At 51.1% G+C, this 26,423-nt stretch carries 26 protein-coding genes, 2 tRNA genes and 1 riboswitch; of the genes, 6 read left to right on the top strand and 22 right to left on the bottom strand.

What is annotated here, in order from left to right:
* Positions 1-17 precede the first annotated feature (17 nt).
* The gene (locus tag ACO0LM_RS11170; RefSeq protein ID WP_423037060.1) at positions 18-542 is read right to left on the bottom strand and encodes a hypothetical protein; all 525 of its coding nucleotides are present in this window, start codon (positions 540-542) and stop codon (positions 18-20) included.
* 327 nt (positions 543-869) lie between these two features.
* A riboswitch (TPP riboswitch) is annotated at positions 870-969 on the top strand.
* Between the two features lie 67 nt (positions 970-1,036).
* Here ACO0LM_RS11170 and ACO0LM_RS11165 point away from each other — a divergent pair.
* Positions 1,037-3,157 (top strand): TonB-dependent siderophore receptor, encoded by a 2,121-nt coding sequence (locus tag ACO0LM_RS11165; RefSeq protein WP_423037058.1) that lies wholly within the window; start codon positions 1,037-1,039, stop codon positions 3,155-3,157.
* Positions 3,158-3,322: 165 nt separating this feature from the next.
* Positions 3,323-3,832: a hypothetical protein gene (locus ACO0LM_RS11160; RefSeq protein WP_423037056.1), complete on the top strand. Its 510-nt coding sequence runs from the start codon at positions 3,323-3,325 to the stop codon at positions 3,830-3,832.
* 97 nt (positions 3,833-3,929) lie between these two features.
* Here the strand turns inward: ACO0LM_RS11160 and ACO0LM_RS11155 are convergent, their stop codons facing one another.
* From ACO0LM_RS11155 to ACO0LM_RS11090, 14 genes are all read right to left on the bottom strand, one after another.
* Complete coding sequence (locus ACO0LM_RS11155; protein ID WP_423037054.1) at positions 3,930-5,387, bottom strand: Ppx/GppA family phosphatase; 1,458 nt, start codon at positions 5,385-5,387, stop codon at positions 3,930-3,932.
* 104 nt (positions 5,388-5,491) lie between these two features.
* The gene (locus ACO0LM_RS11150; RefSeq protein ID WP_423037052.1) at positions 5,492-6,364 is read right to left on the bottom strand and encodes a class I SAM-dependent methyltransferase; all 873 of its coding nucleotides are present in this window, start codon (positions 6,362-6,364) and stop codon (positions 5,492-5,494) included.
* A 255-nt stretch (positions 6,365-6,619) separates the two neighbouring features.
* Positions 6,620-6,695 (bottom strand) — tRNA-Lys (locus ACO0LM_RS11145).
* A gap of 55 nt (positions 6,696-6,750) precedes the next feature.
* Positions 6,751-6,826 (bottom strand) — tRNA-Lys (locus tag ACO0LM_RS11140).
* Positions 6,827-6,894: 68 nt separating this feature from the next.
* Positions 6,895-7,656, bottom strand: a complete 762-nt coding sequence (gene ybgF, locus ACO0LM_RS11135; protein WP_423037050.1) for a tol-pal system protein YbgF — start codon at positions 7,654-7,656, stop codon at positions 6,895-6,897.
* Positions 7,657-7,759: 103 nt separating this feature from the next.
* A complete protein-coding gene (gene pal / locus ACO0LM_RS11130) occupies positions 7,760-8,290 on the bottom strand; it encodes a peptidoglycan-associated lipoprotein Pal (RefSeq protein ID WP_423037048.1) in 531 nt (176 codons plus the stop codon).
* A 43-nt stretch (positions 8,291-8,333) separates the two neighbouring features.
* Positions 8,334-9,620, bottom strand: a complete 1,287-nt coding sequence (gene tolB / locus ACO0LM_RS11125; RefSeq protein WP_423037046.1) for a Tol-Pal system beta propeller repeat protein TolB — start codon at positions 9,618-9,620, stop codon at positions 8,334-8,336.
* A gap of 6 nt (positions 9,621-9,626) precedes the next feature.
* A complete protein-coding gene (locus tag ACO0LM_RS11120) occupies positions 9,627-10,493 on the bottom strand; it encodes a TonB C-terminal domain-containing protein (RefSeq protein ID WP_423037044.1) in 867 nt (288 codons plus the stop codon).
* A gap of 436 nt (positions 10,494-10,929) precedes the next feature.
* Entirely contained in the window at positions 10,930-11,427 is a 498-nt protein-coding gene (locus tag ACO0LM_RS11115; protein ID WP_423037042.1) for a lipocalin-like domain-containing protein, read from the bottom strand.
* 33 nt (positions 11,428-11,460) lie between these two features.
* The gene (locus ACO0LM_RS11110) at positions 11,461-11,685 is read right to left on the bottom strand and encodes a hypothetical protein (protein WP_423037040.1); all 225 of its coding nucleotides are present in this window, start codon (positions 11,683-11,685) and stop codon (positions 11,461-11,463) included.
* Positions 11,682-12,944 carry a PQQ-dependent sugar dehydrogenase gene (locus ACO0LM_RS11105; protein ID WP_423037038.1) on the bottom strand — a complete coding sequence of 421 codons (1,263 nt, stop codon included), beginning with the start codon at positions 12,942-12,944 and terminating at the stop codon, positions 11,682-11,684. Before ACO0LM_RS11105 ends, ACO0LM_RS11110 begins: the two co-directional genes overlap by 4 nt.
* A gap of 5 nt (positions 12,945-12,949) precedes the next feature.
* Entirely contained in the window at positions 12,950-13,492 is a 543-nt protein-coding gene (locus ACO0LM_RS11100; protein WP_423037036.1) for a manganese efflux pump MntP family protein, read from the bottom strand.
* Positions 13,493-13,496: 4 nt separating this feature from the next.
* Positions 13,497-15,179, bottom strand: a complete 1,683-nt coding sequence (locus ACO0LM_RS11095; RefSeq protein WP_423037034.1) for a PQQ-binding-like beta-propeller repeat protein — start codon at positions 15,177-15,179, stop codon at positions 13,497-13,499.
* A gap of 17 nt (positions 15,180-15,196) precedes the next feature.
* Positions 15,197-16,231 carry a ferritin-like domain-containing protein gene (locus ACO0LM_RS11090; protein ID WP_423037032.1) on the bottom strand — a complete coding sequence of 345 codons (1,035 nt, stop codon included), beginning with the start codon at positions 16,229-16,231 and terminating at the stop codon, positions 15,197-15,199.
* Positions 16,232-16,808: 577 nt separating this feature from the next.
* Here ACO0LM_RS11090 and ACO0LM_RS11085 point away from each other — a divergent pair.
* On the top strand, positions 16,809-17,609 hold the full coding sequence (locus ACO0LM_RS11085) for a MipA/OmpV family protein (protein WP_423037030.1): 801 nt from the start codon (positions 16,809-16,811) through the stop codon (positions 17,607-17,609).
* Between the two features lie 223 nt (positions 17,610-17,832).
* On the opposite strand, the gene ACO0LM_RS11080 is transcribed toward ACO0LM_RS11085, so the two are convergent.
* The 4 genes from ACO0LM_RS11080 to ACO0LM_RS11065 form a co-directional block, all read right to left on the bottom strand.
* Positions 17,833-18,774, bottom strand: a complete 942-nt coding sequence (locus tag ACO0LM_RS11080; RefSeq protein ID WP_423037028.1) for a DMT family transporter — start codon at positions 18,772-18,774, stop codon at positions 17,833-17,835.
* Positions 18,775-18,876: 102 nt separating this feature from the next.
* Positions 18,877-19,707: an AraC family ligand binding domain-containing protein gene (locus ACO0LM_RS11075; protein WP_423037193.1), complete on the bottom strand. Its 831-nt coding sequence runs from the start codon at positions 19,705-19,707 to the stop codon at positions 18,877-18,879.
* Positions 19,708-19,784: 77 nt separating this feature from the next.
* On the bottom strand, positions 19,785-20,219 hold the full coding sequence (gene rnhA, locus ACO0LM_RS11070; protein ID WP_423037026.1) for a ribonuclease HI: 435 nt from the start codon (positions 20,217-20,219) through the stop codon (positions 19,785-19,787).
* A complete protein-coding gene (locus ACO0LM_RS11065; protein WP_423037024.1) occupies positions 20,212-20,985 on the bottom strand; it encodes a class I SAM-dependent methyltransferase in 774 nt (257 codons plus the stop codon). Before ACO0LM_RS11065 ends, rnhA begins: the two co-directional genes overlap by 8 nt.
* Before the next feature lie 8 nt (positions 20,986-20,993).
* Here ACO0LM_RS11065 and gloB point away from each other — a divergent pair, with 8 nt between their 5' ends.
* The 3 genes from gloB to ACO0LM_RS11050 all read left to right on the top strand — a co-directional run bounded on the left by gloB (position 20,994) and on the right by ACO0LM_RS11050 (position 23,704).
* Entirely contained in the window at positions 20,994-21,776 is a 783-nt protein-coding gene (gloB, locus tag ACO0LM_RS11060) for a hydroxyacylglutathione hydrolase (RefSeq protein ID WP_423037022.1), read from the top strand.
* Between the two features lie 17 nt (positions 21,777-21,793).
* A complete protein-coding gene (gene earP / locus ACO0LM_RS11055; RefSeq protein WP_423037020.1) occupies positions 21,794-23,014 on the top strand; it encodes an elongation factor P maturation arginine rhamnosyltransferase EarP in 1,221 nt (406 codons plus the stop codon).
* Positions 23,015-23,128: 114 nt separating this feature from the next.
* Positions 23,129-23,704: an elongation factor P gene (locus ACO0LM_RS11050; RefSeq protein WP_422986138.1), complete on the top strand. Its 576-nt coding sequence runs from the start codon at positions 23,129-23,131 to the stop codon at positions 23,702-23,704.
* 96 nt (positions 23,705-23,800) lie between these two features.
* Here the strand turns inward: ACO0LM_RS11050 and ACO0LM_RS11045 are convergent, their stop codons facing one another.
* From ACO0LM_RS11045 to ACO0LM_RS11035, 3 genes are read right to left on the bottom strand one after another with little or no spacing between them, the layout of a single operon-like run.
* Entirely contained in the window at positions 23,801-24,613 is an 813-nt protein-coding gene (locus ACO0LM_RS11045; RefSeq protein ID WP_422986136.1) for a MetQ/NlpA family ABC transporter substrate-binding protein, read from the bottom strand.
* A 30-nt stretch (positions 24,614-24,643) separates the two neighbouring features.
* Positions 24,644-25,303, bottom strand: a complete 660-nt coding sequence (locus ACO0LM_RS11040; protein WP_423037018.1) for a methionine ABC transporter permease — start codon at positions 25,301-25,303, stop codon at positions 24,644-24,646.
* Complete coding sequence (locus ACO0LM_RS11035; RefSeq protein WP_423037016.1) at positions 25,303-26,364, bottom strand: methionine ABC transporter ATP-binding protein; 1,062 nt, start codon at positions 26,362-26,364, stop codon at positions 25,303-25,305. Before ACO0LM_RS11035 ends, ACO0LM_RS11040 begins: the two co-directional genes overlap by 1 nt.
* Positions 26,365-26,423: the final 59 nt, after the last annotated feature.

Below are 26,423 nucleotides of genomic sequence, written 5' to 3'. Positions count from 1 at the left end.
GGCACGAAGACTCGTGCTCATTGTGTTACGCCTAATTTGATACGCAAGGGAAATTGCATTTTGCATGGTGTTCCCTTGCACAAGCCTGGCTTATATCGTTCATGTATCAATGCCGTCGCCACCAGGTTTGTCATCCGTTCATCCGGTGATTTTATGACGCCAACGGCATTCGGGGTTCCATCAGCATTGACTTCAACAAAGACCGACAAATCCCCTTGCAGATGAAGTACATCCTGGGCATTTGAAATCGCCCTGAGAATTTCTTTGGTGCCTTTTAATGGATACGGTGGTTCATCCGTTTCATCCAGGTGTTCATACAATGAACGCACCTTGGCTTTTTGCTCGCTCGTCAACTCAGCATACGATTTATTGACAGGTACCCTGATACCCGTCACGGCATCTTGCCTGATACGCGAGCCAGTCGAGGGGTCCTCGCGTTTCAGTGTGTATTCTGGCGCAGGCGTGGCTTCTTGCGCGATGGCTGAAGCAGCATTGAGCAAGCAAAAACTTAAAAACAAACGCTGGAAATTGGACATAGGCATATTGAAATGGATGTGGTTAAGCGTGAATAAATGGCGACCCGAACAAATATCATTTGCCAATTATACATGCAGTTGTTTCAACAACTATTAAGGATAGGACTTACACAAAATTGTCCCAGCAAGGTGCGGCGACGAAGACAGTACGAATGTACGCGGCTCCTAGGAGAGGAACTGCAACGCAACTGGGGCGGTTTTGCGTAAGTCCTAAAGAAATTTTCCTTGATAACATTGAGAATCCGCTAGTGTAGTGTTGCAGCACTACACTAGACACCAAACCACTGTTCAAGTCGCGTTACAAGTCCTGTTCCCGCTTTCATGTTAAAGTACGGGCTTCGCTAGGGGTCCTGGAAGCCAATGTTTCCGGGTGAGAGAGTCCCTTCTACCTGATCTGGATAATGCCAGCGAAGGGAAGCGCAAAGTCCCGTCCTTCCGTTTCTTTGTTTGCTCCCGCGCTGTCATCCACAACGCATTAAAGCGCAAATAAAGAGCACACCATGTCTGAACCATCATTTCGTCCTGCCCTGCTGGCATTTTCCATTGCACAGGCATTTACATTATTACCCCAGGCACAGGCCCAGACTACAGAAAAATCCCTGCCTGAAGTCGTGGTAACGGGCAACAAGACATCCGAAGGCAAAGCAGAACGCAGCAAGGCATCCGGCTTTATCGAAACGGCTTTGGTCGATACCCCATTCTCTGTGAATGTGATGACCAGCAGCCAGATGCAGGATTTGCGCGTGCGCCAGACCACCGATGCGATGAAATTCGATGCCAGCGTGAATGACGCCTACAATGCCATTGGTTATGCCGAACAATTCTCGATACGCGGTTTTGCCCTCGACAATTCATCCAGCTACCGCAAGGATGGTTTTGCCATTCCAGGCGATGCCTCCATCCCGCTGGAAAACAAGGAACGCATAGAAATACTCAAAGGCATTGCCGGTTTCCAGGCTGGCTTTGCGACGCCGGGCGGCATCATCAACTATGTGACCAAACGCCCGACCAGTGCACCGTTGCGTTCCGTCAATCTGGAAATCAGTGAACGTGGCACGCTGTATGGCGCAGCAGATATCAGCGACAATACCAGCGACCGCCAGTTTGGTTTCCGCATCAATGCCGCCGGTGAACGTTTGCGTTCGTATGTCAAAGGTGCGGATGGCGAACGCCAGTTTGTATCCGCCGCATTTGACTGGCATATCACACCTCAGGCACTGCTGCAGATCGATGCTGACTATCAGCATAAATCGCAGTTGTCGGTTCCCGGTTTTCAATTATTCAATGGCACAGATTTGCCACGCGGCGTGCCAGCGGACCTGATGCTGAATGTGCAGCCCTGGGCCAAACCGGTGGATACCCGCAACAGCAATCTGGGCTTGCGTTTTGAATACCAGATCAACCAGGACTGGCAAGCCAGCCTGTCTGCCAACAAGCATGAATTCAAACGTGATGATTACACGGCCTTCCCGTATGGCTGTGGTGCAGCGAATCTCTACCCCGGCTATTGCGCAAATGGTGACTATGACGTGTATGACTACCAGAGCGTGAATGAATCCAAATCACAGTGGGGTACACAAGCACAACTGAATGGTAAATTCAGTCTTGGTGGTATGCAGCATGAGCTGGCTGTCGGCCTCAGCAATTCACAACGTAAAGATTATTTTGGTGACTACGTGTATGACTATGTGGGCAGCAGCAATTTGTTCCGTCCTGTGGCAGTAGCACCATCCACCAATAAAACCGGCCCGGTTTTATTGCGTCGTACTGACAAGGAATGGTCTGCCTTTGTACAAGACATCATCAGCCTGCAAGACAATCTGAAACTGCATCTGGGTCTGCGTCGCTTGAATATTTCACGCACTCAGTTGGATAATCCTGGCTATGACCAGAACAAGCTTCTGTCTACCGCAGCGCTGGTATTCAAACCTGTGCAACAGGTTTCTATCTACGGCAGTTTTGCTCAAGGCCTGGAGCATGGCGGTATCGCCCCTTTCGGTACCAGCAATGAAAACAAAATGCTGAACCCGGGCAAATCCACGCAAGTTGAATTCGGTGTGAAGGCAGATGTACAGCGCGACCTGAGCCTGTCTGCAGCCATCTTCCGCATCAAGAAGCCGCTGGAATATACGAATAGCAGCAATACCTATGTCAGCAATGGTGAAGCCCTGCATACAGGCCTGGAACTCTCGGCACAAGGCAAGCTGACGTCACAACTGAATCTGGGAGCCAGCCTGACTGCCCTTGATGCCAAACAACAAAACACCGGCATCATCAGCCTGGACGACAAACGCGTCATGAATGTGCCGCGCTTCAAATCTACTGTTTATGCCGACTATGCCGTAGCTGAAGTCAAGGGTTTGAATGTGAATGCAAGCTGGCAATATGCCAGCAGCAAGGTATTCAGCCCGGATAATAGTGTGACCGTGCCGGGTTACCATGTCGTCAATCTGGGGGCGCGCTATGCGACACAAATCGGCAATACGGCAACGACCCTGCGCTTTAATATCGACAATGCGCTGAACAAGTTTTACTGGCGCGATGTGACCCAGTCACTGGGTGGTTATTTATTCCCTGGTGCGCCACGTACTTACAAAGTGTCAGCGCAATTCGATTTCTGATACAGCTTACCCGATGCAAAAAGCGATGCCAGATTGATCTGGCATCGCTTTTTTATTGCCCTTGGCATTACCCTTGGTACTGACATTCAATACTTTGCAAGCAATGCGTGGCATCGCACGCAGACTATGTCATCCTGAGCCTGACATTTCCAATGTGGAGTAGGTATGATAAACACGTTCAAGTATATTTTCGCTATCGCAAGCGCCCTGCTGGTCAATCTTGCGAGTGCGGAAGAAGTTTTAAAATGCCACGCCAGTTTTCCCGACTTTGGCAATGGCCAACGTCAGTTTGAAATACAAATCGACAAATTGGCCGATGGCACACTGGCAGGGAAAATTGATGGTAAGGCAGTCAATCAAGACATCAGGATGAAAGTGTATGCTGTATCCAGCGATCTTGACTATGACACCGATCCGAATTCAGCAGCCCATGGCAAACTCAATGAGGCGGAAGTCTCGCTTATCCATATCTACAAATTGCAACACAACCCGTATTTGGGAAACCGGCCTATCATTTCATTCCCGTTAGAAGCAGTCAGCAAAATCCACTTTTATGACCTGCTGGGTGGGAAACCAAACAAGTTTGGCGGCACGGTATTATTTGAAGCCTATGATCAATCCGGCAAATTATTGGGACGCGTATTCAGGTCACTGATGGTGGCTGACTGCATTTGATAGCATGTGACAGCATTTGATATGGCTTTGACACAATGGCATCCTTGCCCGGACAAAATCGCAGGACAAGGAATTGCCAATATGGCTGACGAAAAATTTACACATTCGCCCTGACCAGGAAATCTATCCCGATCTCACGCCAGGCTTCAATTTCTTTTTGCAACCAGTAAGCCACTGTTGGGTGGACACTGACCCAGTCGCGTTTCATTTCCAGTTCAACCCTGCCCTTCATTTTCAGACGCACATCTTCAAAATCAATCTCTGCACGTGAATGCATGAGCATGACCGACAGTCGCAGGGCCAATACTGCCTTGGCAAAATCCACATCTGCCAGGCCATCACCGATCTTGCGCAGATTGCCTTTCTGGCTCAGGATCAGCTTGCTCATCACCCTTTGTTCTCGCGTGGTAAAACCTGCCATATCGGCATTTTCTATCATGTAAGCGCCATGCTTGTGATAGCCGGTATGCGATATCACCATGCCGACTTCATGCAGTATCGCACTCCATTGCAACAGGCGCGCATAGGTTTCCGACGAAGGTTTCAATTGCTGGTAGAGCGACTTCGCCATATCCGCCACCCGGTTGGCACGCGACACATCACTGTGGAATAACTTGGCCACTGTTTGCACCGACAGCTCACGACGGTCACGCTTGGTGGCACGCAGGTATAAATCCCACATCACCCCCATGCGCAAACCGGCTTCTACCGGCAGCAAGATAGCGATATTGAATTCCATCATCAAGCCTATCAGGATGGCCAGGCCACCTACCACCATAGCGACTCGTTCAGGTTTGATGCCGCTTAATTCCAGCTGCGCTATCTGCCCGGTCTGTACGCAATATTGCTTGAGCAGATTGAGGTTTTTCAAAGTCAGTGTGCCGTCACCCAGGCCGCCTTTGCTGATGGCATCTGAAATTGCCCGCATGGTACCGGAAGACCCATAGGCTTTGCGCCAATGCTGCGGCTGGTAAGGTGGCGCGGCATCTTCAAACATCGAACGGGCAGACAAGATCGCCGCTTCAAAAGCCGCATCTGTCAGGCGTCCATCCGGGAAGAAACTGGCACTATGTCTGACCGTACCAATGCTGAAGGATTCAACCTTGATGATCTCATGACCATGCCCCAGTATCACCTCGGTAGAACCACCACCGATGTCGAGCACCAGCCGGCGTTCACCAGGAATCGCCACAGCATTCGAGACACCCATGTAGATCAGGCGGCCTTCTTCTTCGCCCGAAATCACTTCAATGGGGCAGCCTATCGCTGCTTCTGCCAGCGGCAATAATTGCGCGGCATTTTTTGCGATGCGTATAGTATTGGTAGCGACGACGCGCAGGTTTTCTATCGGATAGGTATCCAGGATTTCACGAAAGCGTGCCAGGCAGGAAATAGCTTTTTGTATCGCCTCTGGCGTCAGGTTGCCATTCTTATCCAGACCAGCGGCAAGACGTATGGGGTCGCGCGCACTTTTAACGACCTTAATGACATCGCCTTCATGTCGGGCGATGTGCATGCGAAAACTGTTGGAACCCAGGTCAACGGCGGCCAGCATGTTTTCTATCCTTTATTGATGATAATGATGATTGAACTGAATTAAACATAAATGATATTAATCATTTTTTATGACCTGACGGTGACCAACTTGCAACATGTCCACTAGTGCACAAAGAAACGTCTTTCCATGGCTTCCAGGCCCGTGGTTTTCAAGACTTCAGCCAGACGCTCTGCTGGTCGCTTTGCCGGCAGGTTTTTATATTCAGCCACGATTAATTCGTTTTTCATGGAATGTTCCCATCCTACCAGTTCCGTGACCCGGACCTGGTAACCGTGCGCTTCCAGTTGCAGGCAACGCAGCACATTGGTGATCTGGCTGCCAAATTCACGCGTATGGATAGGGTGACGCCACATTTCCGACAGCGGGTTATTCCGCACCGCCTCGCCCTTGGCCTTGCGCAGTTCGGCCGCCACTTCAGCCTGGCAACAAGGCACCAGCACCATGAACTGTGCCTTCTTCTTCAGCGCAAACTGGATGGCATCATCGGTTGCAGTATCACAGGCATGCAAGGCAGTGACAATATCAATTTTTTCAGGCAAGGCATCCGAGCTAATCGAATCGGCAACCGACAGATTCAGAAAAGACATGCCAGGAAAATCCAGCCGTTGCGCCAACTCGGTCGAACGCTGCACCAGTTCATCCCTGGTTTCTATGCCATAAATCCTGGCCTTGCTTTGCGCCTGCGCCGATTTAAAAAACAGGTCATACAAAATAAAACCCAGGTAAGACTTGCCCGCACCATGGTCCACCAGACTGATGTCTGCATGGTCCTGCTGCAGTTTCAGCAGCAAAGGTTCAATGAACTGATACAGGTGGTACACCTGCTTGAGCTTGCGACGGCTATCCTGATTCATCTTGCCGTCACGCGTCAGTATATGCAGCTCTTTCAGCAATTCCAGAGACTGACCAGGACGTATTTCATGCTTCTCTTGTTTCTCTTGCATTTCTGCCACTTTACTACCTGTCTTTTTCATGATGATCTACTCGCATCTTATACTTCTTATACATCCCACATAGGGGGCATGATAATTCCACAGCCCGCACAAGAAAACCCGACAGCCTGCGCCATCTGTCGATCATGGCACATGGAGAATGGAGCTGACGGTGATGTAACAACATTTTTAATGGATGGGCAGCACTCTTCACACCGCAGCCATTGCTTCAGTATTACAGATATCTGCGCAGGAAAACAAAAAAGGACTCAGGTATGACACCTGAGTCCTTTGTTTTGGTAGGCCGTGCGGGATTCGAACCTGCGACCAACGGATTAAAAGTCCGCTGCTCTACCAGCTGAGCTAACGACCCAAAACTGCTAAAAAAGATAAAGACTTAGTAATGTGACCTAAGTCTTTGGTATTCGTGGTAGGCCGTGCGGGATTCGAACCTGCGACCAACGGATTAAAAGTCCGCTGCTCTACCAGCTGAGCTAACGACCCGAAGACCGAGATTATAGTATGTTCCCAGTACCCTGTCAACGCTGCTGGCAGATTATCGCCCGTTACGACTACTTCATGGCAGACAAACGATTCTTGGCAGCTTGTGCGGCTTCGGTCTCAGGATACTGGGCAATCAGGCTTTCCAGCACTTTCTTGGCGGCGGCTTTTTCTTTCAGCTCCATATGGCAAGATGCGATATTGAGCATGGCTTCCGGTGCTTTTGGATGATCGGGATAGGTCTTCACCAGTTGCTGCATGGCTGCAATGGTATTGCGGAAATCACGTTGCGTGTAATACGAATTACCCAACCAGTACTGGGCAGAACCGGCATACGCCGATTGCGGATAATTCACCAGGAAACTGGAAAATGCGTTTGCTGCATTTTTATAGTCTGCCGCCTTGAACAGGGTCATGGCAGCATCAAAGGCGCGCTGCTCGTTGACATCCACTGTGGCTTCCTTGCCGTCCACGGTCATGCGCTTGGGTTCAAGCTTGCGCACGCGGTTGTCCAGGTCGACATAAAAATCCTGCTGGCGACGCTGGGTATTGGCGAGGTCGTTGCTCAGCACTTCAATTTGTCCGCGCAGTTTGGCAATTTCTGCCCGCAACTGTTCATTTTCATTCGCCAGTTCAAGCGCTGTGCTTTTGTCTGCCTTGGTTTCCAGTTTGGAATCCAGCTTGTTGCTGACGGCATCGACCTTGTTGCGCAGATCCAGTATGGCCTTGCGCGCTTCGTCGTCGTCAAAAATGCCGGCTGACGCGACAGAAGGTGCCAGTGCAATGGCGAAAGCCGCTGCAATGAAAGAAGTGCGTATGGAATTGAGTTTCATGGCGATCTGCAAAAAAATGGAAACACGCCGGAACAGCTAAGGCAGCTATCCGGCGTTGAACGCAAATGAAGACCGGACGCTGTCAGGTCTTCAGGCACGAAGATTACTTGTAGAGAATGTCTGAACGACGGTTTTCAGCCCAGGAAGCTTCGTCGCTGCCAGTTGCTTTTGGCTTTTCCTTGCCCAAAGAAACGGCTTCGATTTGCGCTTCTGGTACACCCAGCAGACTCAGGGCTTTACGTACTGCTTCAGCACGTTTTTGACCGAGTGCCAGATTGTATTCACGACCGCCGCGTTCATCGGTATTACCTTGAATCAGGATGCCACGATTTTTATTGGAAACCAAAAACTTGGCATGCGCTTCGATAACAGGTTTGAATTCATCTTTGACGGTATAGCTGTCATAGTCAAAATACACGCTACGTTTTGCCAGTGCACCTTGTGTCAACGGATCAACTGTCGTTGTCACTGTCTTGACGGCATTCGGGTCAGCCTGGTTATTCTGGGTAGTGGTAACTGGTTTATCTTCCACTTTTGCTTTTTCTTCCAGCGGCACTTTGGAAGCGCAGGCTGTCATCAGAACAATGCTGGAAATCAGCATGGCCAGAGTCTTGGATTGGGATGTGAAACGCATTTTCTCTCCTGATTAAATAAATGAATACCGAAATAAATACGGCTTATTTCATGAAAGGACCCCAGGTGGGCTCCCGAATATCTCCGGCCTGAACCGTCAATTTTTGCTTCACCTTGCCATCTACCGATACCACAGCGAGCGAGCCTCGACGGCCAGACTCTGTGGCATACATGATATAACGGCCATTGGGTGAAAAACTCGGTGACTCGTCTTTGGTGGTGTCGGACAATCGTTGCTCCTGACCACTGGCCAAATCCATGACATATAACTGGAATTTGCCATCACGACGTGAAATATAAGCCAAAGTCTTGCCATCCGGGGATATTCTTGGTGTGATATTGTAAGTGCCGCTAAAAGTCACCCTTTTTGCTTCGCCACCTGCAGTGCTGATGCGATAAATCTGCGGGCCGCCACTACGGTCACTCAGGAAGTAAATCGACTGCCCGTCAGCAGAAAATTGCGGCTCGGTATCAATGCCGGAACTGCTGGTCAGCTTTTGCAGATTACTGCCATTCGCACTGACGGTAAAAATTTGGGTCTGGCCATCACGCGACAGCGCTACAGCCAGCTTGCTGCCATCAGCCGACCAGGAAGGTGCAGAATTGCTGCCCTTGAAGTTGGCAATGATGGAGCGCTCACCAGTAATCAGGTTTTGTACCCAGATGACGGGCTTGCGTGATTCAAAAGAAACATAGGCGACCTTGGTGCCATCAGGTGACCATGAGGGTGAAATGATGGGTTCGGCAGAGCGCAGGGCTACCTTGATGCTTTCACCATCGGCATCGGCGATTTCCAGACGGTATTCAGAGCCTGCCTTGGTGACATAGGCGATGCGGGTTGAAAATACACCACGCACACCCGTCAGTTTTTCATAAATATCGTCTGCAATACGGTGGGCTGTCAGGCGGATATTACCCGGTGGCGCGGATACCGAAAAGCCAGCAAGGGCGGCCGATTTCAGGGTATCAAACAATTTATAGCGGACATCAAAACGCCCGTCACTCAGGCTTTGGACGCTACCCACGACCAGCGCATCGGCCCCTTTGGATTTCCAGTCACCAAAATTAATGACGGAATTTTCATTCAGCACGATATTGGTATCAATCAGCCGGAAATAACCACTGCGGGTAAGATCATCCCTGATGATACTGGTCACCTGCTGGGGTGTCAGCGCTTCATCGGTAAAACCGGTAATGGCAATGGGGATCTGGTTGGAACCGACGCCAGACACCTCAACCCGTATTTGTGCATGTACAGGTGCCAGAACGCTCAAACTGCCTACTGCGGCCAGTACAGCGGACACCGCAATTTTCTTCAACATGGACATCATTGGTATTTATTCTTCCTTCATACGATAAACCAGCTCCAGGCTGGGGGGCACTTCGCCTGACTTGTCGCGGGGGAAAGGTGCAGACTTTTCTATGCCTTTTGCCACCGCTTCATCAAAGCTGGGTATCCCCGATGATTTAAGTTTGCGTATTGCACCACGGAGTGAACCATCTGGCAATAGGTCAATACGATATTCGACTGTAGGATTACCGGCTGTGCTGTCAATTGCACTGAAATTGGTGTTGGAACGAACCTTGGCAGCAATTTTTGCAATATAACTGGGGTCGCCGCGATTATTCCCTGTCGATTTGGCAACAACACCTGAACCGCCGCTGCCCGTATTGGCCGCCTGATTCGTCATGCGCTGCATTTGTTCTTTAAACAATTTATCGCTGGCAAGTTTATCCTTGGCCTGCTGTTTCTTTTTATCCGCATCTTCCAGCGCCAGTTTCTCGGTCTTGCGCTTTTGCTCGGTTAGTTTTTCCTGTTGCTCTTCCTTGCGTTTTTTCTCAGCCAGTTCGCGTTGCAGTTCTTCTTCTTTTTTCTTTTCCAGCAACTTGCGCTTTTTTTCCTGGGCGATTGCGATTTCCGGGTCTTCCTGCCTGACTTCTTCTTTCACAGGAACCGGCTCTATGGGTTTTTCGACAACCGGTGGTGGGTCCGGCTGAATAACGGGTTTTGGCGCCGCTTCACGGGTGGTCAGATCCCACACTTCGGCCACAACCGCTGTACTTTCCTTGTTTTGCCAGCGTATGCCTATCCACAGAAAGCCAATCAAAAGAATATGCACGAGTGCCGCCAATACGATGGACCGTAATTGACCTGACTGATGCCGGTGATAACCTGGATACGCTTGCTGGGAAACCTGATTCATAGACGATGAGACTTCATTTGCCTGACTTGGTTCCGGGAATTGTTTGCCATATCAGTAACAAAGTGCCAATCAAATTGTTGTAACAGCTGAAATTATAAACTGCAAAGTGAGATTCCCCTCAAGACTTGACAAGTTCATTCGTAACAAAAAATTATTCCATGTAGAATTTGACCATCATTTAGGCTCATTTTGCGGCATCTCAAGCAACGCAGACACCTCACTAGAACCTGTTACGATCTGTAGCGAGCGTGCGTGAGCAGGTCAGGGCAACATAAAACGCAGTGCAAAAAGCGGAATGTACTCTAGCACATTCCGCTTTTTGCACTGCTCTTCTCCCCCGCTGACGCTTGCTACAGATCGTAAACACGTTCTAAGGGAAATAGAAAATCTGATCGGGTGCAGCCATGCGCGCCCGGATAGGCGGGGCAGGACAGCTTCAGGTCAGCCGTTTCAAACGGCGCAGATACTGGCCAGGCGTGCCCACATTCAGGTAATCATGGCCATCGAACAGGAAAGTGCGCTTTTGCACGGTAGCGGTGTAAGCCCGCATGACATCAGAAAACACATTCATGACTATGGTGCCACCCAGATGCGGATGGTTATTATCCATCTCCACCGTATAGGTACCAAAGTAGGCGTAAGGGCTGGCTGTGGCAAAACTGTCGATCAGCAATGAATGCGGCACGTCCCACGGCTTGGCTGGCGTCAGCCATGCTGGCTGTGGCGCGCCGCTGAAGGGGTCCGCCGGAATCGCCAGTGGCGGATTTTGTGAAATCATCAGGCTGAAATGTCCGCTTTTGTCATATACCCAGTAGCCAGCAGATGGATGGCCCCAGGGGTAGGTTTTCTTGGTCGGGTCATTCGGATCATCGCCTATATCCCAGGCTTCTACCATTTCCCAGGTACCGATAATGGATTGTGCATTCAGACTCATGATGTCTCTCTTTCTTCCCGTATGGGGAATAAGCTATTTCGGAAAACCCTGGTTGATCCATGCCTGAAACATGGCCACCTGTGCGGTGGTCAGGGGTGGGTACGGTGGTGGTGGCATGCCACCTTGAATCTGCGTCAAGACCATGGCGGCATTGGCCTTGACCTGTTCATAATCCGTCAGGTCAAGCCGCCACATCATGGAGGCGCGAAATTGATTGAACAGCGGGGCAATATCTTTTTCAAAAGAAACCATGCTCATGATCTCAGCTCCATAAAATCAACAGGTATTTTCCAGACGCCACCGCTACCGGCGCGCGCAATAATGTCTTTTTTTGCAGTAAATTCAAAGTCGCCAAAGTCCACCACATAGACAAAGGCCGCATCGGCAGAAAACGCCACATCGATGGGTCGGTACCACGGTAGTTGCGGCATGGTATGCAGGCTCCAGTCACGGGTATTCACCCGTACCAGATTACGCCCTACTCTTGGGCCGGGTGGCCCGGTCATCGGACGTTCATCCCCAAACTGCGCCACCAGCAAATCACCGGCATGCGACAGCTTGCCCGGTATCAGTGCCATCTTGACGGCACAGGCATTCACATCAAATGCCAGCAGCGGCGATTCTGGTGGTGGCAGTTCTGCATGATTGGTCAGCACAAATTCCTGCGCCTTGCCGTCGGGGCTGCGATAAGCCGGAGAACTGATGGGTTTCCCTCCCTGGTAATCTGGCCAGCCATACCAGGCCCCCGGTTTGATCTCGAACAGGAAATCAGGGCAATTCCACACCGGACGCACACCGCGCACATCAGTACCCTGCTCGGTCGCGATCAAACGGCCATCCGGCAAGAACAGCAAGCCATAGGCATTGCGTATACCCCATGCCACCAGTTCCAGGTCACTGCCATCCAGATTGCAACGCATGACGCTGGCAGTACAGGGCAATTGCGCAGCCATGCGGGTATCTGCTGCATGCACATGGCCATAGCGGGCAAAGGCGCTGGTGGACACCTGCTTCCCTTCCGGATCGGTGATGGTTGCCACCTGTCCATTCAGGCGGATATCGTAGCCGGGAATATCCGCCGCATGCTTGATTTCGCGTAACCAGGCAAGATCATTCGAATCTGTACCTATGACACCGCTATTGGTCATGGCCCCCTGGCCGAAATAGATTTTATGATCGGGTCCTATGGCCACCATATTGGTATGGTAGTTGCCAAAACCGGGCAAATCATCAAGCAGGGTATGGCGCTGGCCAGTTGCCAGATCCAGGCGGCTGATGCGGCCGGGGAAACCGCCTTCAGAGATGATGAGGCTGTTGTCATGCCAGACCAGGCCATTCACCGGTTGTCGCAAATCCTTTAGCAACTCGGCAACGCTGCCATCTTCATTGACACGCAATACGCGCCCGCCTTTGGGTGCATGATCAAACGGCAAACCCGATTCAGCCACATACACCTGGCCATCCGGTGCCAGCGCCAGACTAGTAGGAAAATTAAGTTCGGTAACAAATGCGCGCATGGTCATCAGTCAGCGACCATGATGCGCACGGCAAGAAAACACAGGTAAGCACCAGCTATCATTTCTATGCGCCTTGGCATAAAGCGGCGCAACCAGTTGGCCAGATACAATCCTGAACAAGCCATGGCAGCACTGATCACCCCGATCACCATGGCAGAAGCAAGTACCGGCGTACTGGAAAAACTGATACCTGCACCTGCAATCACATTGTCGAAACACAGCGATATCGGCAACGCGAACAAGACAGCCTTGTGATTGACAAGATCCGGCAAGACCTTAAGCTGGTTGCGAAAAGCCAGCCACAAAATCGCCAGTCCACAAGCCAGCATCACCAGCGGTGCCAGGCCATTTGCCAGCGGCCCGACCTGCGCAAGGAAAGCCTGTCCCAAGAACAGACCAAGTACCGCACCACCCAGTTCACAGATACAAAACCCCAGGGCCAGCAGATGCAGGCGTCGGCGCTGCATGGGCATCAGACCGATGGAAGAACATACCTGCAAATTGTCCAGGCCAGCGGCAACACCAAATAAAATGACTTCAAGCATCATAGCCTCACTTGTCTTTCAAACCGTAGATACGCAGCACACCGCCCTGTTTGCCAAATACCAGTGCGCCTGCCACCATGTAGTTGCCAGCAACGGCTGGCCCCAGACAATAGCCATAACCGCCATTCATGCCGCCGGTCTGGTCACCCAACTGGTCTTGCCACAGCACTTTTCCGGTATAGGCATCAAAGGCATACACCGCTACTTTGGAGGTGGAAAAGAACACCAGGTCATTTACCACCACCGGCGAACTCAGGCCGGATTCACCGGGGGTTCGGTACATGGGTGGCTGTGATTCGATATACAGCCTGGGGTCGCTGTCATCCATGGCCCAGGCATCTTCCAGAGTTTCCCAATCCAGCGCGCGCATGAAAGGCGTGGTGCGGTAATCAATGCCAGCTTCAACATTGTGATAATTATTGCCGCCGACGCCCATGTACAGACGTCCCAGTTTCGTGTGCACGGCGGCCGTGCTATAGGTGCCGGAATAGTTTTCCTGGTCCTCGTCATCCGACGCCTGATTCGATACGTAAGGGTCAAGCCGCGGATCATTCGGTGACACATGCGGATCGACAGTGGGGATCTGGCTGCCATCATTGTAGTAAGGCAGCAGTTGACGCCAGTTCAGCAATTCCAGCGTGGCGGCATCGAGCCTGAAGAAGCCGCCGTTCTTGCAACCGGCGGTGACCACGCGTTGGCCATTGACGGTCATCAGTGTGGGTGAACCACCAAAGTCAACGTCAACGTCGGAAGAACGATAACTGCTTTCAGGTGGCGGCTGGAAAAAACCACGGAAAGTACCGGTCGCCGCATCCAGCGACAAAATGCCGTTGGAAAACCCCTTGCTGGGCAAGGCACTATCCGGCACCGGATTACCGGTAGCGCAATACAGACGATCCAGCCGTTCATCATAGGCAATGGATGACCACACCGAGGCCCCGCGTATGGCAGGATTATTCGGCCCCATGGAATACATTTCCGGCAAGCTGCCGGATACCGATTCGGGCGGCAGCACGTTTGGCAAATTGGGGACGCCTTCTTCATACTGGCAGGTGCAGTATATCCATTGCACCTGACCGCTCAGCGCATCCAGCGCATACACAAAGCCGAAGCAGCCGGGGTTTTCACCCTCGCCCATACCGACAAACACCATCCCGTTATTGCCGTCCAGCGAAGCGACCACAGGAGACGACCAGCCCGCAGCCGGCACACCGACAGTGACATCGCCGAGGTTGGATGTGGGCTGATTATAATCAGGATCAGCATGCCGCAAATCCACCACCCAGTTGAGGCTGAGGTCAGTCGCATTCAGGCAGTAGAATTTTCCGTTGAAGGCGCTGAAATAGACATTGTTTTTCCATATCGCCGGGGTACAGCCCATGCCCATGAAGCCATGGGTATCGCCTTCTGTCGGGTCTATCGGCCATTCATAGTGTGCCACTGTCTTGCCGCTGGCCAGTTCAATCTTCATAAACTTGCCGCCATTTGCACCCGGCAAATCATGGTTGTTGGCCAGGCCGACATACAGATAACCGTCCACGATGGCAGGTACCGACAATACCGGGCCAGGAATCGGCACATCGTGCAGCAGCGTAAAACGCTTCAGGCTGTCACGGTTGATGTCGCTACCCTGTACCTCGCCGGTATGGGCAGTGTCACCATGAAACATCCACCAGTTAGTTTGCGTCATTGATGTTCTCCAAAAAATCAGGCGGGAATATAGTCAAAGGTCGGACCGGCAGTCTGGCCAGGCACCACCTCTTGCGTCATCAGCAATTGCGCCTGTTCACGCAGAGCTTGCATGGACAACAGGGCCAGTGCCAACCGGTCTGGCTGACCATTGAATACCGCATGCAATTTGCGCAGCATGTCCGAATAGGTGCTATTGAAAGTCAGGTTCAGGTCGGCAATGCGCGGCCGGTGTGCATAGTTCAGTCTTTGCGGATTGCTGATGACGGGGTAGATGCCACCAGCATCAAATTCTATGCGGTGGCCTTCAAATACCCAGGCCGGTTTGCCGGCTTGTGGATCAGGGTTGGGAATAAGTTTCCTGCCATAATAAATCTCGGCATATTTGTAATAGTGGGCCAGCTCATGTTCGGGATCGATAGGGCTGGTATCACTGCCTTCACCCTGCTCAACGATCATGTCTATGGCTGCCAGGGCACTGGCTTCATCGGTGACACCCTTGTACTGTAATTCCGGGAAACCGGTGACCAGCTGTTTTTCGGGGTTGCCGGTAAAAATATTGCCGAGCTTGCCGAGTGCCGTGATTTCATCCTGTATGTGTTGATAGAACTGGCCTATCGTCATGCCATCGGGTGGTGGATCAACGCCATCTACCGTTTTTGCCGGCTCTTCGATCACCATAAAAACGTCATGCACCAATTGCTTGGACAACGCCGCCAGCGGCACGATCAAGCTATCTTCCACGCTACCCGGCAAATGACCAGGGTAGTGCGGGATAAAGCGCGGATGGTCGATTTTTGGATGGCCACCTATCGCATTCAAGACGTTGCAGTCCAGCGCCATATGCAGCATTTCCTGCTTCACTATGGATTTGATGAGATAGGCGATTTCCAGGTTCTGATCAGTCTTGATCGAATACAAGGCATACAGATACGGCGGAATGGTCGAATGCTCCAGCTCGATGGCAGTTTGCAATGAATGCTTGAGTGCTTTCAGCCTGCCTTCAAAGCTATTGTCATGACTTTCAATCAGTGCATGTTTGAGGCGAATCATGAATTCTCCTTACAGGGATCAGAACTTGCGGTTATTTCACTTCCGGGATATGAATCGCAAGCCTGGTGAGCTTGTCATGGGCTGACTGCCGATAGCTGGCGCTGGCGGCGGTTGGTGTCTGGCATGTGGGTGATACATCGACATCTCCCGATTGGTACTGCGATGATGTGGCAAAGCCAACTTGATATTGTAAATACAACTAAATACAAGCAGAATTTCATGGCTTTATTATCATCGTTCACGATTGCAAAATATGCAAGGCATTAACATATAAATAAGTGAAAATTTAACAATTTCGTTTCATTTATGTAATCGTATTTTTTATCTGGCAGCGGACATACTACATGAGCACAGCCTAAAAAAAGTCCCCTATTTTATTACATATCACAGAAATTTCAACACGAAGTATTGAAATTCAGTACCTTACGTGCAGACAGGCGAAGCCTGTCATTTTCAAATGGCGTTGGTATTCATTCTTTGCGAGAATTCGCTTCGAACTCTCCGCCGGAGAGCTTTCAGCGGCAAACATGCCGCCAGGAATACAAGCATTTTTGCGTTTATCGATTAAAGGAACACCATGAACACCATTTTCAAACTCAGTGCCATTGCTCTCTCAACTTTTATGGCCATGTCATTTTCTGCCCATGCAGAAGACAAGACTGCGCCTGAAGCGGAATCTGAAGCCGTCGTTGGTGCTGGCGTATTTTATGGACCAGAATATGTAGGCGCGAAAAAGAACCGTTTCGGCCCGGCAATTTTCGGCGAATACAAAAACAAGAATGGCTTTTTTGCGAGCACCACGCGTGGCGTAGGCTTTGCCAAGAAAGTCGATGATTTCAACTTCAGCGCAGCAGTCGGTTATCGTGCAGGCCGTGAAGATTCTCGTACTTCAACATCCCTGTTCAGCTCGGATGACCTGAAAGGCATGGGCGACATCAAAGGTTCCGCCACTGCCAACCTGCATGCAGGTACCAATATTGCTGGCCTGATCAATGCCACCGTTGATGCCAACCTGGCCTTGTCGAATCGTGAAAACGGTAATATGTATCGCTTCGGTTTGTCGGCACCGCTGCTGCAGACCAATACCGACAAAGTGGAAATTGGCGCATCGCTCAACTATGGCGACGCTAAATACAACCAGACTTATTTTGGCGTGACACCTACGCAAAGTACCAATTCTGGCTACAAGGCATTCACCGCCAAAGCTGGCTTCTCACAGGCCGTCAGCACCGTCGCATGGACGCACGTGATTGACAAAAACTGGTCAGTCCGCACAGCTGCCGGCGTCTCGCAGGTAATAGGCGATGCGGGTGACAGCCCTCTGACCAAAAAGAAAACCAATCCACTGGTAATCACAACAGTGAATTACGCGTTCTGATTTCCTAAACATTCTGGTTCACTCCAGAGGTTGTTGCAAAACCAAGATGGCTAGGCGCCCCCGGCTAGGCCTCGTCGTCGCAGACAGTACTTTAGTACCAAGTTAACACTGGGACGACGCAACAACGCCAGCTTGATTTTGCAACAGCCTTTGGTGTGTTTGATAGCGGAACTGTGCCCTCCCTCGCAGTTCCGTTTTTTTATGCCGCTACAGCACTTACCCCCTATTCCGGCTTGTTACGCAAAGCTGTCATGACGCCGGCAATTAACAAGGCGATGCCCAGCAAGGTTACCGGTTCAGGAAATTGTCGCTTCAAGATAAAGGTATACGTCAGGGCTGCCAGGGTCTCAAAGACGATCAGTTGTCCGGCCAGATTGGTGGGCAATAACTGGCTGGCCTTGTTCCAGCACAAGGTGCCTATCCAGGATGCAAACAATCCTATGATCAGCATCAGAGCTATGAAATACTGCGGTCTGGGGCCAAACGGCATGGGAAAATCCACCTGCGTTGCACCCATTCCTCCCCACAATAGCAAATAACCCAGCACAGCCAGTGGCAAGATTGCCACGCCCTGCGCGCTGGCCCACACACGTGGATGACGATCTGGATGATGGCGCAGCCAGTCCGCATTGCGCAAGGGATACCAGGTCCAGCAAGCCACGGCGATAATGGCCAGGCCGGCACCGCTCAGATACGTCAACATATCGGCACGGTTTGCCGTTTTCATGGCGGCGACTTCTGTCTGGTTAACGCAGGCAACGCCTATCCCTATCATCAATAAAGATGGCAGCATGCGACGCCATGCAATGCGACCATCACGCTCGGCATTGCGGTAGTTGGCGGTGATAGCTATCACTACCGGCAAAGTACCTATCAACATGGTAGGCAAAGGCGCGCCTGCACGCTGAATGGCGCTGGCAAGGCACAGGTAATACAAGAGGTTGCCAACGGCTGCCAGCTTCAGTGCTTCCAGCCAGTCTGCCCTGGTCAGCAAACGCAATTGCCGCCGGTCCAGCCAGGCCAAAGGCAGGGTAATCAGGCCAAAAGCCAGATAGCGCCCCACCGATTGCAAGGCCGCCGGATATTCAGGCAATAACAGAGGGCCAATAAATACCAGCCCCCACATCAAGCCCGCTGCCAACGCATAAAGAATACCTGCCCACATTTCTGGCCCTTCATAAATAAAGCCAGCTTATAAGCCTGCCCGCATCCTGTCTTGTACCAGATTGCGGTTAAAAAGTAGTTCTGAGGAATCAGGTAGCAGATATCAGCTACGTACCTGCTGCTGATAACGTGCCGGTGTGACACCGTAGCGACGCACAAATGCCTTGTTCAGGTGGGATTGGTCTGTCAAACCGGTCGCTGCCGCCACCTGGGCTGGCGGCAGCCCTTTGCCAAGCAGGCATTTGGCTTCAAACAGGCGCAAGGCCATCAGCATTTGCTGGGGGGTTGCGTGATATTGCGTTTTGAAACTACGCAAAAAATGGAAAGGACTCAAGCCCGCCACCAGCGCCAGCTTGTCCAGGCTAAGCACCTCTGCCAGGTTGGCGCGCATAAAATCCAGCACATCGGCAAAGCGTTTTCTGGCTTCTGCGGCATGGGGTTTGTCTACGCAGGCATGTTGACGAAAACCGGTCAACAGTTCAAACATCAGGCTGTCAAAACTCAGTTCATCCTCTGCCTGCCACAACTGTTCAAGCAGATGACTAAGCTTGCGGGCACTCAATGCGTCATGGGCCACGGCGTCGCGAAACCACCAGCCATGTTCACCGGTTATTTCCGCTATCGCTTGCGGGTCTATGTACAGCATGCGATAACGCCAGCCGGTTGCCGTCTCTGCCCTGCCGGTATGCAATTCATCCGGGTTCATCATCACCACGGTGTCCTTGGGGGCCAGATGATCGCTGCCAGCATAACGGAATCGTTCAACACCGGATTCTATCGCCCCCAGGCCAAAGGCTTCATGCGTATGTGGTTCAAACGCATGGGCAACGATGTGGGCGCGGTATAACTCCAAGCCCGGACGGTGCGCAACACGCTTGAATTCGGCCCGGTCAGATACATGCTCAAACACTTGCGGCACACCAGGAAACACCATGCCCACATTGCCAGCCTGATGATCAGGTCGCTCATGCTGCTTATCGGCGTTGATTACTGGCGGCTGCATGATGGCGGCTACAAGACAGTTTCAACACCACGATTGGCAAGCTGGTCGGCGCGCTCATTGCCGGGGTGGCCAGTATGGCCACGCACCCAGCGCCAGTCTATTTCGTGGATGTTGCGGGCTTCATCCAGTTGCTGCCACAGGTCAACATTCTTGACGGGTGCTTTGGAAGCCGTTTTCCAGCCTTTGGCTTTCCAACCGGTAATCCATTCAGTAATGCCTTTCAGCACATATTGGCTGTCGGTATGCAGGGTGATCTGACAAGGCCGCTTTAAGGCACCCAGGGCTTGTATCACGGCCATCAATTCCATGCGGTTATTCGTGGTTTCTTTCTCGCCACCGAATAATTCTTTTTTCTTGTCACCGGCAATCAGCAAGGCACCCCAGCCACCTACACCAGGGTTCCCCTTGCAAGCGCCATCCGTATAAATATCTATTTTATCCATGTCCATTTTTTGATTTGTTGGCGACCGGCAGCGCGTGCCCGGCGGCTATGCGTTTCTGTTTCCAGGCGGGGCCGATCAGGTGCATGCCCTTAATGCGTTTCACCGCCTGCAACATGTACACGGCCCCCAGGTAAGGCCACCAGCGCTGCCCTGCTTTTTCCATGAAGCGGCTGCGCTGCAACCATTTTTCCGATTTGAAGGGGGGCGCATAGCAACCAAAGTCGCTGCTGCCGATTTCCATATCCAATAATTTCAACCAATCCTTAAGCCGTGGATGACTGATGAATTCACCTTCTGTGGGCAAGAAATAATTCTTGCTCAGACGCCCGCTGGCCTGTCTTGCACCCCACAGGCTGGTGCGATTGAAGCCACTGATGATGACCCGGCCCTCAGGTATCAGCACTCTTTCCACTTCACGCAGGATCTGATGCGGTTCAGCGGAAAATTCCAGCACGTGCGGCAGCACCACCAGATCAATGCTTTGCGATTCAAAAGGCAATTCGGCAAAATCATGCACCACGACCGTGGGCCGGTTTTGCTTGAGTGCATCCGGATCAGGGAAACGCGAATCGGTCAGCCAGCGGTGCGGCATGCGGCTGGCTGCCAGCGCATCGATTTGCGGCAAACCGATTTGCAGCGCATTATAGCCAAAGATATCCACCGTCAGCGTGTCGAGCAGATTTTGCTCCCACTCACGGATATACAAGCCGGCTGGCAACTCCAACCAGGCACCCAGGTCTATAATGTTTTTTTCCAAAGCTTCCATGCGCGTTTATGAAGAATTCCCTGAGTATATTGACTGTCCCTGCCTTTGACGACAATTATCTGTGGATCATCCACAATGGCCAGCATGCTGCGGTCGTTGATCCGGGTGATGCCAAACCGATATTGCAGGCTTTGCAAGAGCACGGCCTGACATTGTCCGCTATTTTACTCACTCATCACCATGCTGATCATATTGGCGGTGTAGCAAGCCTGCTGGAACACTACCCGGTACCGGTATTTGGTCCCAGCAAGGATAAAATCGCCCTGGTCACCCAAAAGCTGCTGCAAGATGAAATACTGACCGTGCCGCAACTGGATCTGGAATTGCGCGTGCTCGATGTACCTGGCCATACTCTGGGCCATATCGCTTATTATGCACCCTTGCAGCATTGGCTGTTCTGTGGCGACACCCTGTTTGCTGGCGGCTGCGGCCGCCTGTTTGAAGGCTCACCGGCACAAATGCTGAAGTCGCTGGATCAGCTTGCGGCCCTGCCGGATGACACCGCCGTGTATTGCGCGCATGAATACACGATGTCGAATTTGCGCTTCGCCAAAGAGGTGGAGCCAGGCAATCAAGCCTTGCTGGAACGCATACAGAAAGAAAAAAACAAGCGCGACCAGGGTATTCCTACCGTACCCAGCAATATTGCGCTGGAAAAGCAAACCAATCCCTTTTTGCGATGCCGGGAAAGCAGCATCGTCGCCCGCTTGCTGGAAAGCGGAAAAATCAGCACAGGCGGGGATGACATCAGTCACTTTGCCGCCTTGCGCGAATGGAAGAATCATTTCTGAACGAATAACAAAAGAAAATGCAATTAGAAGAACAACAGGCCCACAATCACACCATCAGCCAGCCCCCCAAAACCGCCACCACACTAGCCCTTTTTTGCAAAGTCGTGGACAACTTTGGGGACATCGGCATTTGCTGGCGTCTGGCACAACAGCTGGAAAGCGAACACGGTATTGCCGTCACATTGTGGGTCGATGATTTACCCAGCTTTCGCCGGATATGCCCGGACGTTGTCATTGATCAGGAACAGCAAGAGATTGCCCATGTCCATGTCCGCCATTGGCGCAATCAGGATGGCGTGTTCAGCGCCGCCGACGTGGCAGACATTGTCATTGAATTTTTTGCCTGCGATATACCACCAGGATATATCCGCGCCATGGCAGAATGCACGCCCAGACCAGTATGGCTGAACCTGGAAGGCCTGACTGCGGAAGCATGGGTAGAAGGTTGCCATACCTTGCCATCACCCCATCCTTCGCTGTCCTTGACCAAGCACTTTTTCTTTCCGGGCTTCAATAACAAAACCGGTGGCCTGTTGCGCGAATCAAGGCTGGATCAGGAAAGACCTGCCTTTCAGGCAGACTCAGCTGCGATGGAAAAATTTCTGTCAGGCCTGGGGCTCACGCCAGCCGAAATGGCAGCCACCAAAGTCTCCCTGTTTTGTTACCCGCAGGCACCGGTGGCGGCATTATTTAAAGAATGGCAAAACAATGGCCAGGCCATCACCTGCCTGGTGCCGGAAGGTGTTGCCGCTGCGTCCGTTGCGGCATTTCTGGGGCAGCCAGCCACAGTTGGCAGCAGTGCCACGCATGGCGCGCTGACCGTCCGGGTATTGCCTTTTATTCCGCAGGCAGATTACGACAGGCTATTATGGGCTTGCGACCTCAATTTTGTACGCGGTGAAGATTCTTTTGTCCGGGCGCAGTGGGCAAACAAGGCCTTTATCTGGCACATCTATCCGCAAGACAAGAACTTGCATCATGTCAAATTGAATGCCTTCCTGAAAACCTGTACCTCAAGCACTGCCAGCCTGGCAGCTTTTGCGCGGGCATGGAATGAGGCCAGCGTGGAAACGGTGGACTGGTCACAACTATGGCCCGCCTTGCAGGCGGATATGCCCCACATTACAGATTTATCTACTGAATGGCAGCAAAAAATGCGCGAAAATGGTGATTTGGCGTCAAATTTGCTGAAGTTTGTATACTCAGTTCTGCAGGCAAGGCAAAAAGATGCAGTATAATGTTGGGTTAATTTTTAACCTGTTTTAAATCTCAATCAAACGTGGGCTTGCGGTGCTTTTTACCAGTAGGCGACAGATGATTTTTATGCAACCTACTTTTTACGTATACTCGCTATGAAATTTGCAAAAGAAATTCGTGTTGGCAACATTATTATGGTTGATAGCAAACCTATGATCGTGTTGCGTTCTGACGTCAACGGCTCCAGCCGCACAGGTTTCACTTACAAGTGGAAAATGAAAAGCCTGTTGACTAACAGCCCACAAGAAAACGTCTTCCGTGGCGACGACAAGTTTGATGTAGTTGTATTGGACAAAAAACCAGTTACTTATTCTTACTTCGCTGACCCACTGTTCGTATTCATGGATCAAGAATACAACCAGTATGAAATCGAAGCCGAAAACATGGGTGAATCCCTGAATTACCTGAAAGATGGCATGGAATGCGAAGCCGTATTCTATGACGGTAAAGCAATCTCTGTTGAATTGCCGACCACCATCGTTCGCCAGATCATTTACTCTGAGCCAGCAGTCAAAGGCAATACTTCCGGTAACGTACTGAAAGAAGCCAAGATCGAAAATGCAATTGAAGAAAATTGCCACATCGTTCAAGTACCTCTGTTCGTCAGCCAGGACGACATGATCGAAATCGATACCCGCACTAACGAATACAAAAAAGTCGTACGTAACTAATACGTAAAGACGCATAAAAAAACGCTGCTTTCTCAAGCAGCGTTTTTTTTCACTCTACATTTAGCCTGCACCGCGCTGGCAAGCTCAAACCCTGTATCAGAATGCAGGAACGACTGCGCCCTTATATTTTTCTTCTATAAATTTTTTGACTTCGGGCGAGTTCAACGCGGCAACCAGTTTTTTGAATGCCGGGCTATTTTTATTGTCTTCACGTGCCACCAATAAATTGGCATAAGGTGAATTGGCATCTTCTATGAACAGCGAGTCTTTCACAGGATTCAGTTTGGCTTCTATCGCATAATTGGTATTGATCAAAGCCAGGTCCACCTGCCCCAGCACGCGTGGCAGTGTGGCTGCTTCCAGTTCCTTGAATTTCAGCTTTTTAGGATTTTCAATAATATCCTTTTGGGTGGCCGAGATGTTTTTTGGATCTTTCAACTTCAACAACCCCTGCTTGGCCAACAATAACAAGGCACGGCCAGAATTTGATGGATCGTTCGGGATGGCGACCGTGGCACCGTCAGGTAAATCGGCGAGTTTCTTGTATTTGCTGGAATACGCGGCGAATGGTTCGACATGCACTTTGGCGATAGGGACTTCGATATCGTTCTTGTGGCTTTTCTTGAATTCATTCAGATAAGGCTGATGCAAAAAGAAATTACCATCCAGATGTTTTTCATTGACCTGCACTGCTGGCTGTATATAGTCGGTGAAGACTTTTACTTTCAAATCCACGCCTTCTTTAGCGAGTTGCGGTTTAATGAATTCCAGTATCTCGGCATGCGGCACCGGACTGGCAGCAATGTTCAAAGTTTCCAGCGCGAATACGGATGCAGGTGCCAGCAAGACAGCAGTTGTCAGGCCACCTGCCAGAGCGAAGCTAAGACGACGTTTCAAGTTTAAAGACATATAGACTCCATTAAAAAAATAAAAAACTACTTACTTCCGGGTGAACTTCAACACCAGTTTGTCGCCAACAAATTGCAGCAACTGCACCAGCACAATCAAAATAAATACCGTGACCACCATGACTTCGGTTTGAAAACGTTGATAGCCATAACGCAGTGCCAGGTCACCCAGGCCACCGCCACCAATAACCCCTGACATGGCCGCATACGACACCAGGGCAATCGTCGTCACCGTGACAGCAGCCAGCAAACCCGGCAAGGCTTCGGGCAACAAGGCATGCCAGATGATTTGCCAGGTCCTGGCTCCCATGGCCTGACAGGCTTCTATGATTCCCTTATCCACTTCACGCAAAACGTTTTCCACCAGGCGTGCAAAGAATGGTGTCGTGCCAATGACCAAGGGTGGTATCGTGCCCGGCACACCCAGTGATGTCCCCATCAATAACAGAGTGAAAGGAATCAAAACGATCAGCAAGATAATGAAAGGAATGGAACGCAGGACATTCACCACGACAGATAACACCGCGTAGAAAAATCCCTGCTCCAGTAATTGTTTTTTACCTGTCAAAAATAACAGTACACCCAGAGGCAAACCCAGCAACACCGTAAACAACAAAGAGACACCGGTCATGGTCAGCGTATCCAGCGTCGCCAATGCCATATCGGCCCAGTCGATTTGAGAGAAATCCATCAAGGCACCTCTGCCGCAGCGCTGATACTGATCCTTGCCACCCTGACGCCCGCATTCACCAGCAACTGTTCAACCCTGTCTGATTGTTCTTGGGTGCTGCGCAATTCAACCAGCAGTTGCCCATATGGCGTATTCTTGATACGTCCTATCACACCCTGCAAGATGGCGATATCAATCCCGGTTTGTACGGCGATACGGGTAATGATGGGTTCATGCGTGCTTGATCCGACATAACTCAGGCGTAGTAAATGACGATCCCGATCTTGATCACCATTTTGATCACCATTTTGGTCACTACGCTCCAGCACAGACAAATCCAGCGCCTGGTTTTCTGCCACCAGACTTTGCGTCACCGCATGCTGTGGATGCAGGAATACATCGACGACGTTACCAGTTTCGACAATCTCACCGGCATCAATCACAGCCACCGCATCGCAGATCGTGCGTATCACCTGCATTTCATGCGTGATCAGGACGATGGTCAGGCCCAGCTTTTGATTGATATCCAGCAGCAGGCGCAAGATGGCTTGCGTGGTTTCCGGGTCCAGTGCCGAGGTCGCTTCATCGCACAATAAAAGCTGCGGATAATTGGCCAGTGCACGGGCGATGCCCACCCGCTGCTTTTGACCGCCAGATAATTGCGCAGGATATTTGCTACCCTGATCTTTCAAGCCCACCAGATCCAGTAATTCTTCTACTCTTGTCTGTATGGTGTCACTGGTATATTCCCCCGTGAGCTTGAGCGGGAAAGCACTATTTTCCGTGACAGTTTTTGCATGCAGTAAATTGAAATGCTGGAACACCATGCCTATACGCTGACGCAAACCATGCAGGCGCTGACGATCAAATGCGGTGATATCCTCACCCTCTATCCATACTTTGCCGCTGCTTGGTCGCTCCAGAAGATTGAGGGTACGCAACAAGCTGCTTTTACCTGCGCCTGAACGTCCTATGATGCCGAAAATTTGTCCTTTTTGAATGTCAAGATTGATATTATGAAGAGCCCTGACTGCGTGGCCATTTGCCTTGTAATATTTGCCTAATTGCTCGATACGTAACACTGAATTCCCAACCGAAAGATATAGTCGATAGAGGACACTGTATCGAAAGGAAATGCGCT

The organism is Undibacterium sp. Di26W (assembly GCF_049340265.1).
In the GTDB taxonomy this organism is placed as follows: Bacteria; Pseudomonadota; Gammaproteobacteria; order Burkholderiales; family Burkholderiaceae_D; genus Undibacterium.
Note: the sequence above shows the minus strand (reverse complement) of the source record. Positions and strands in the feature narration are given on the sequence as shown.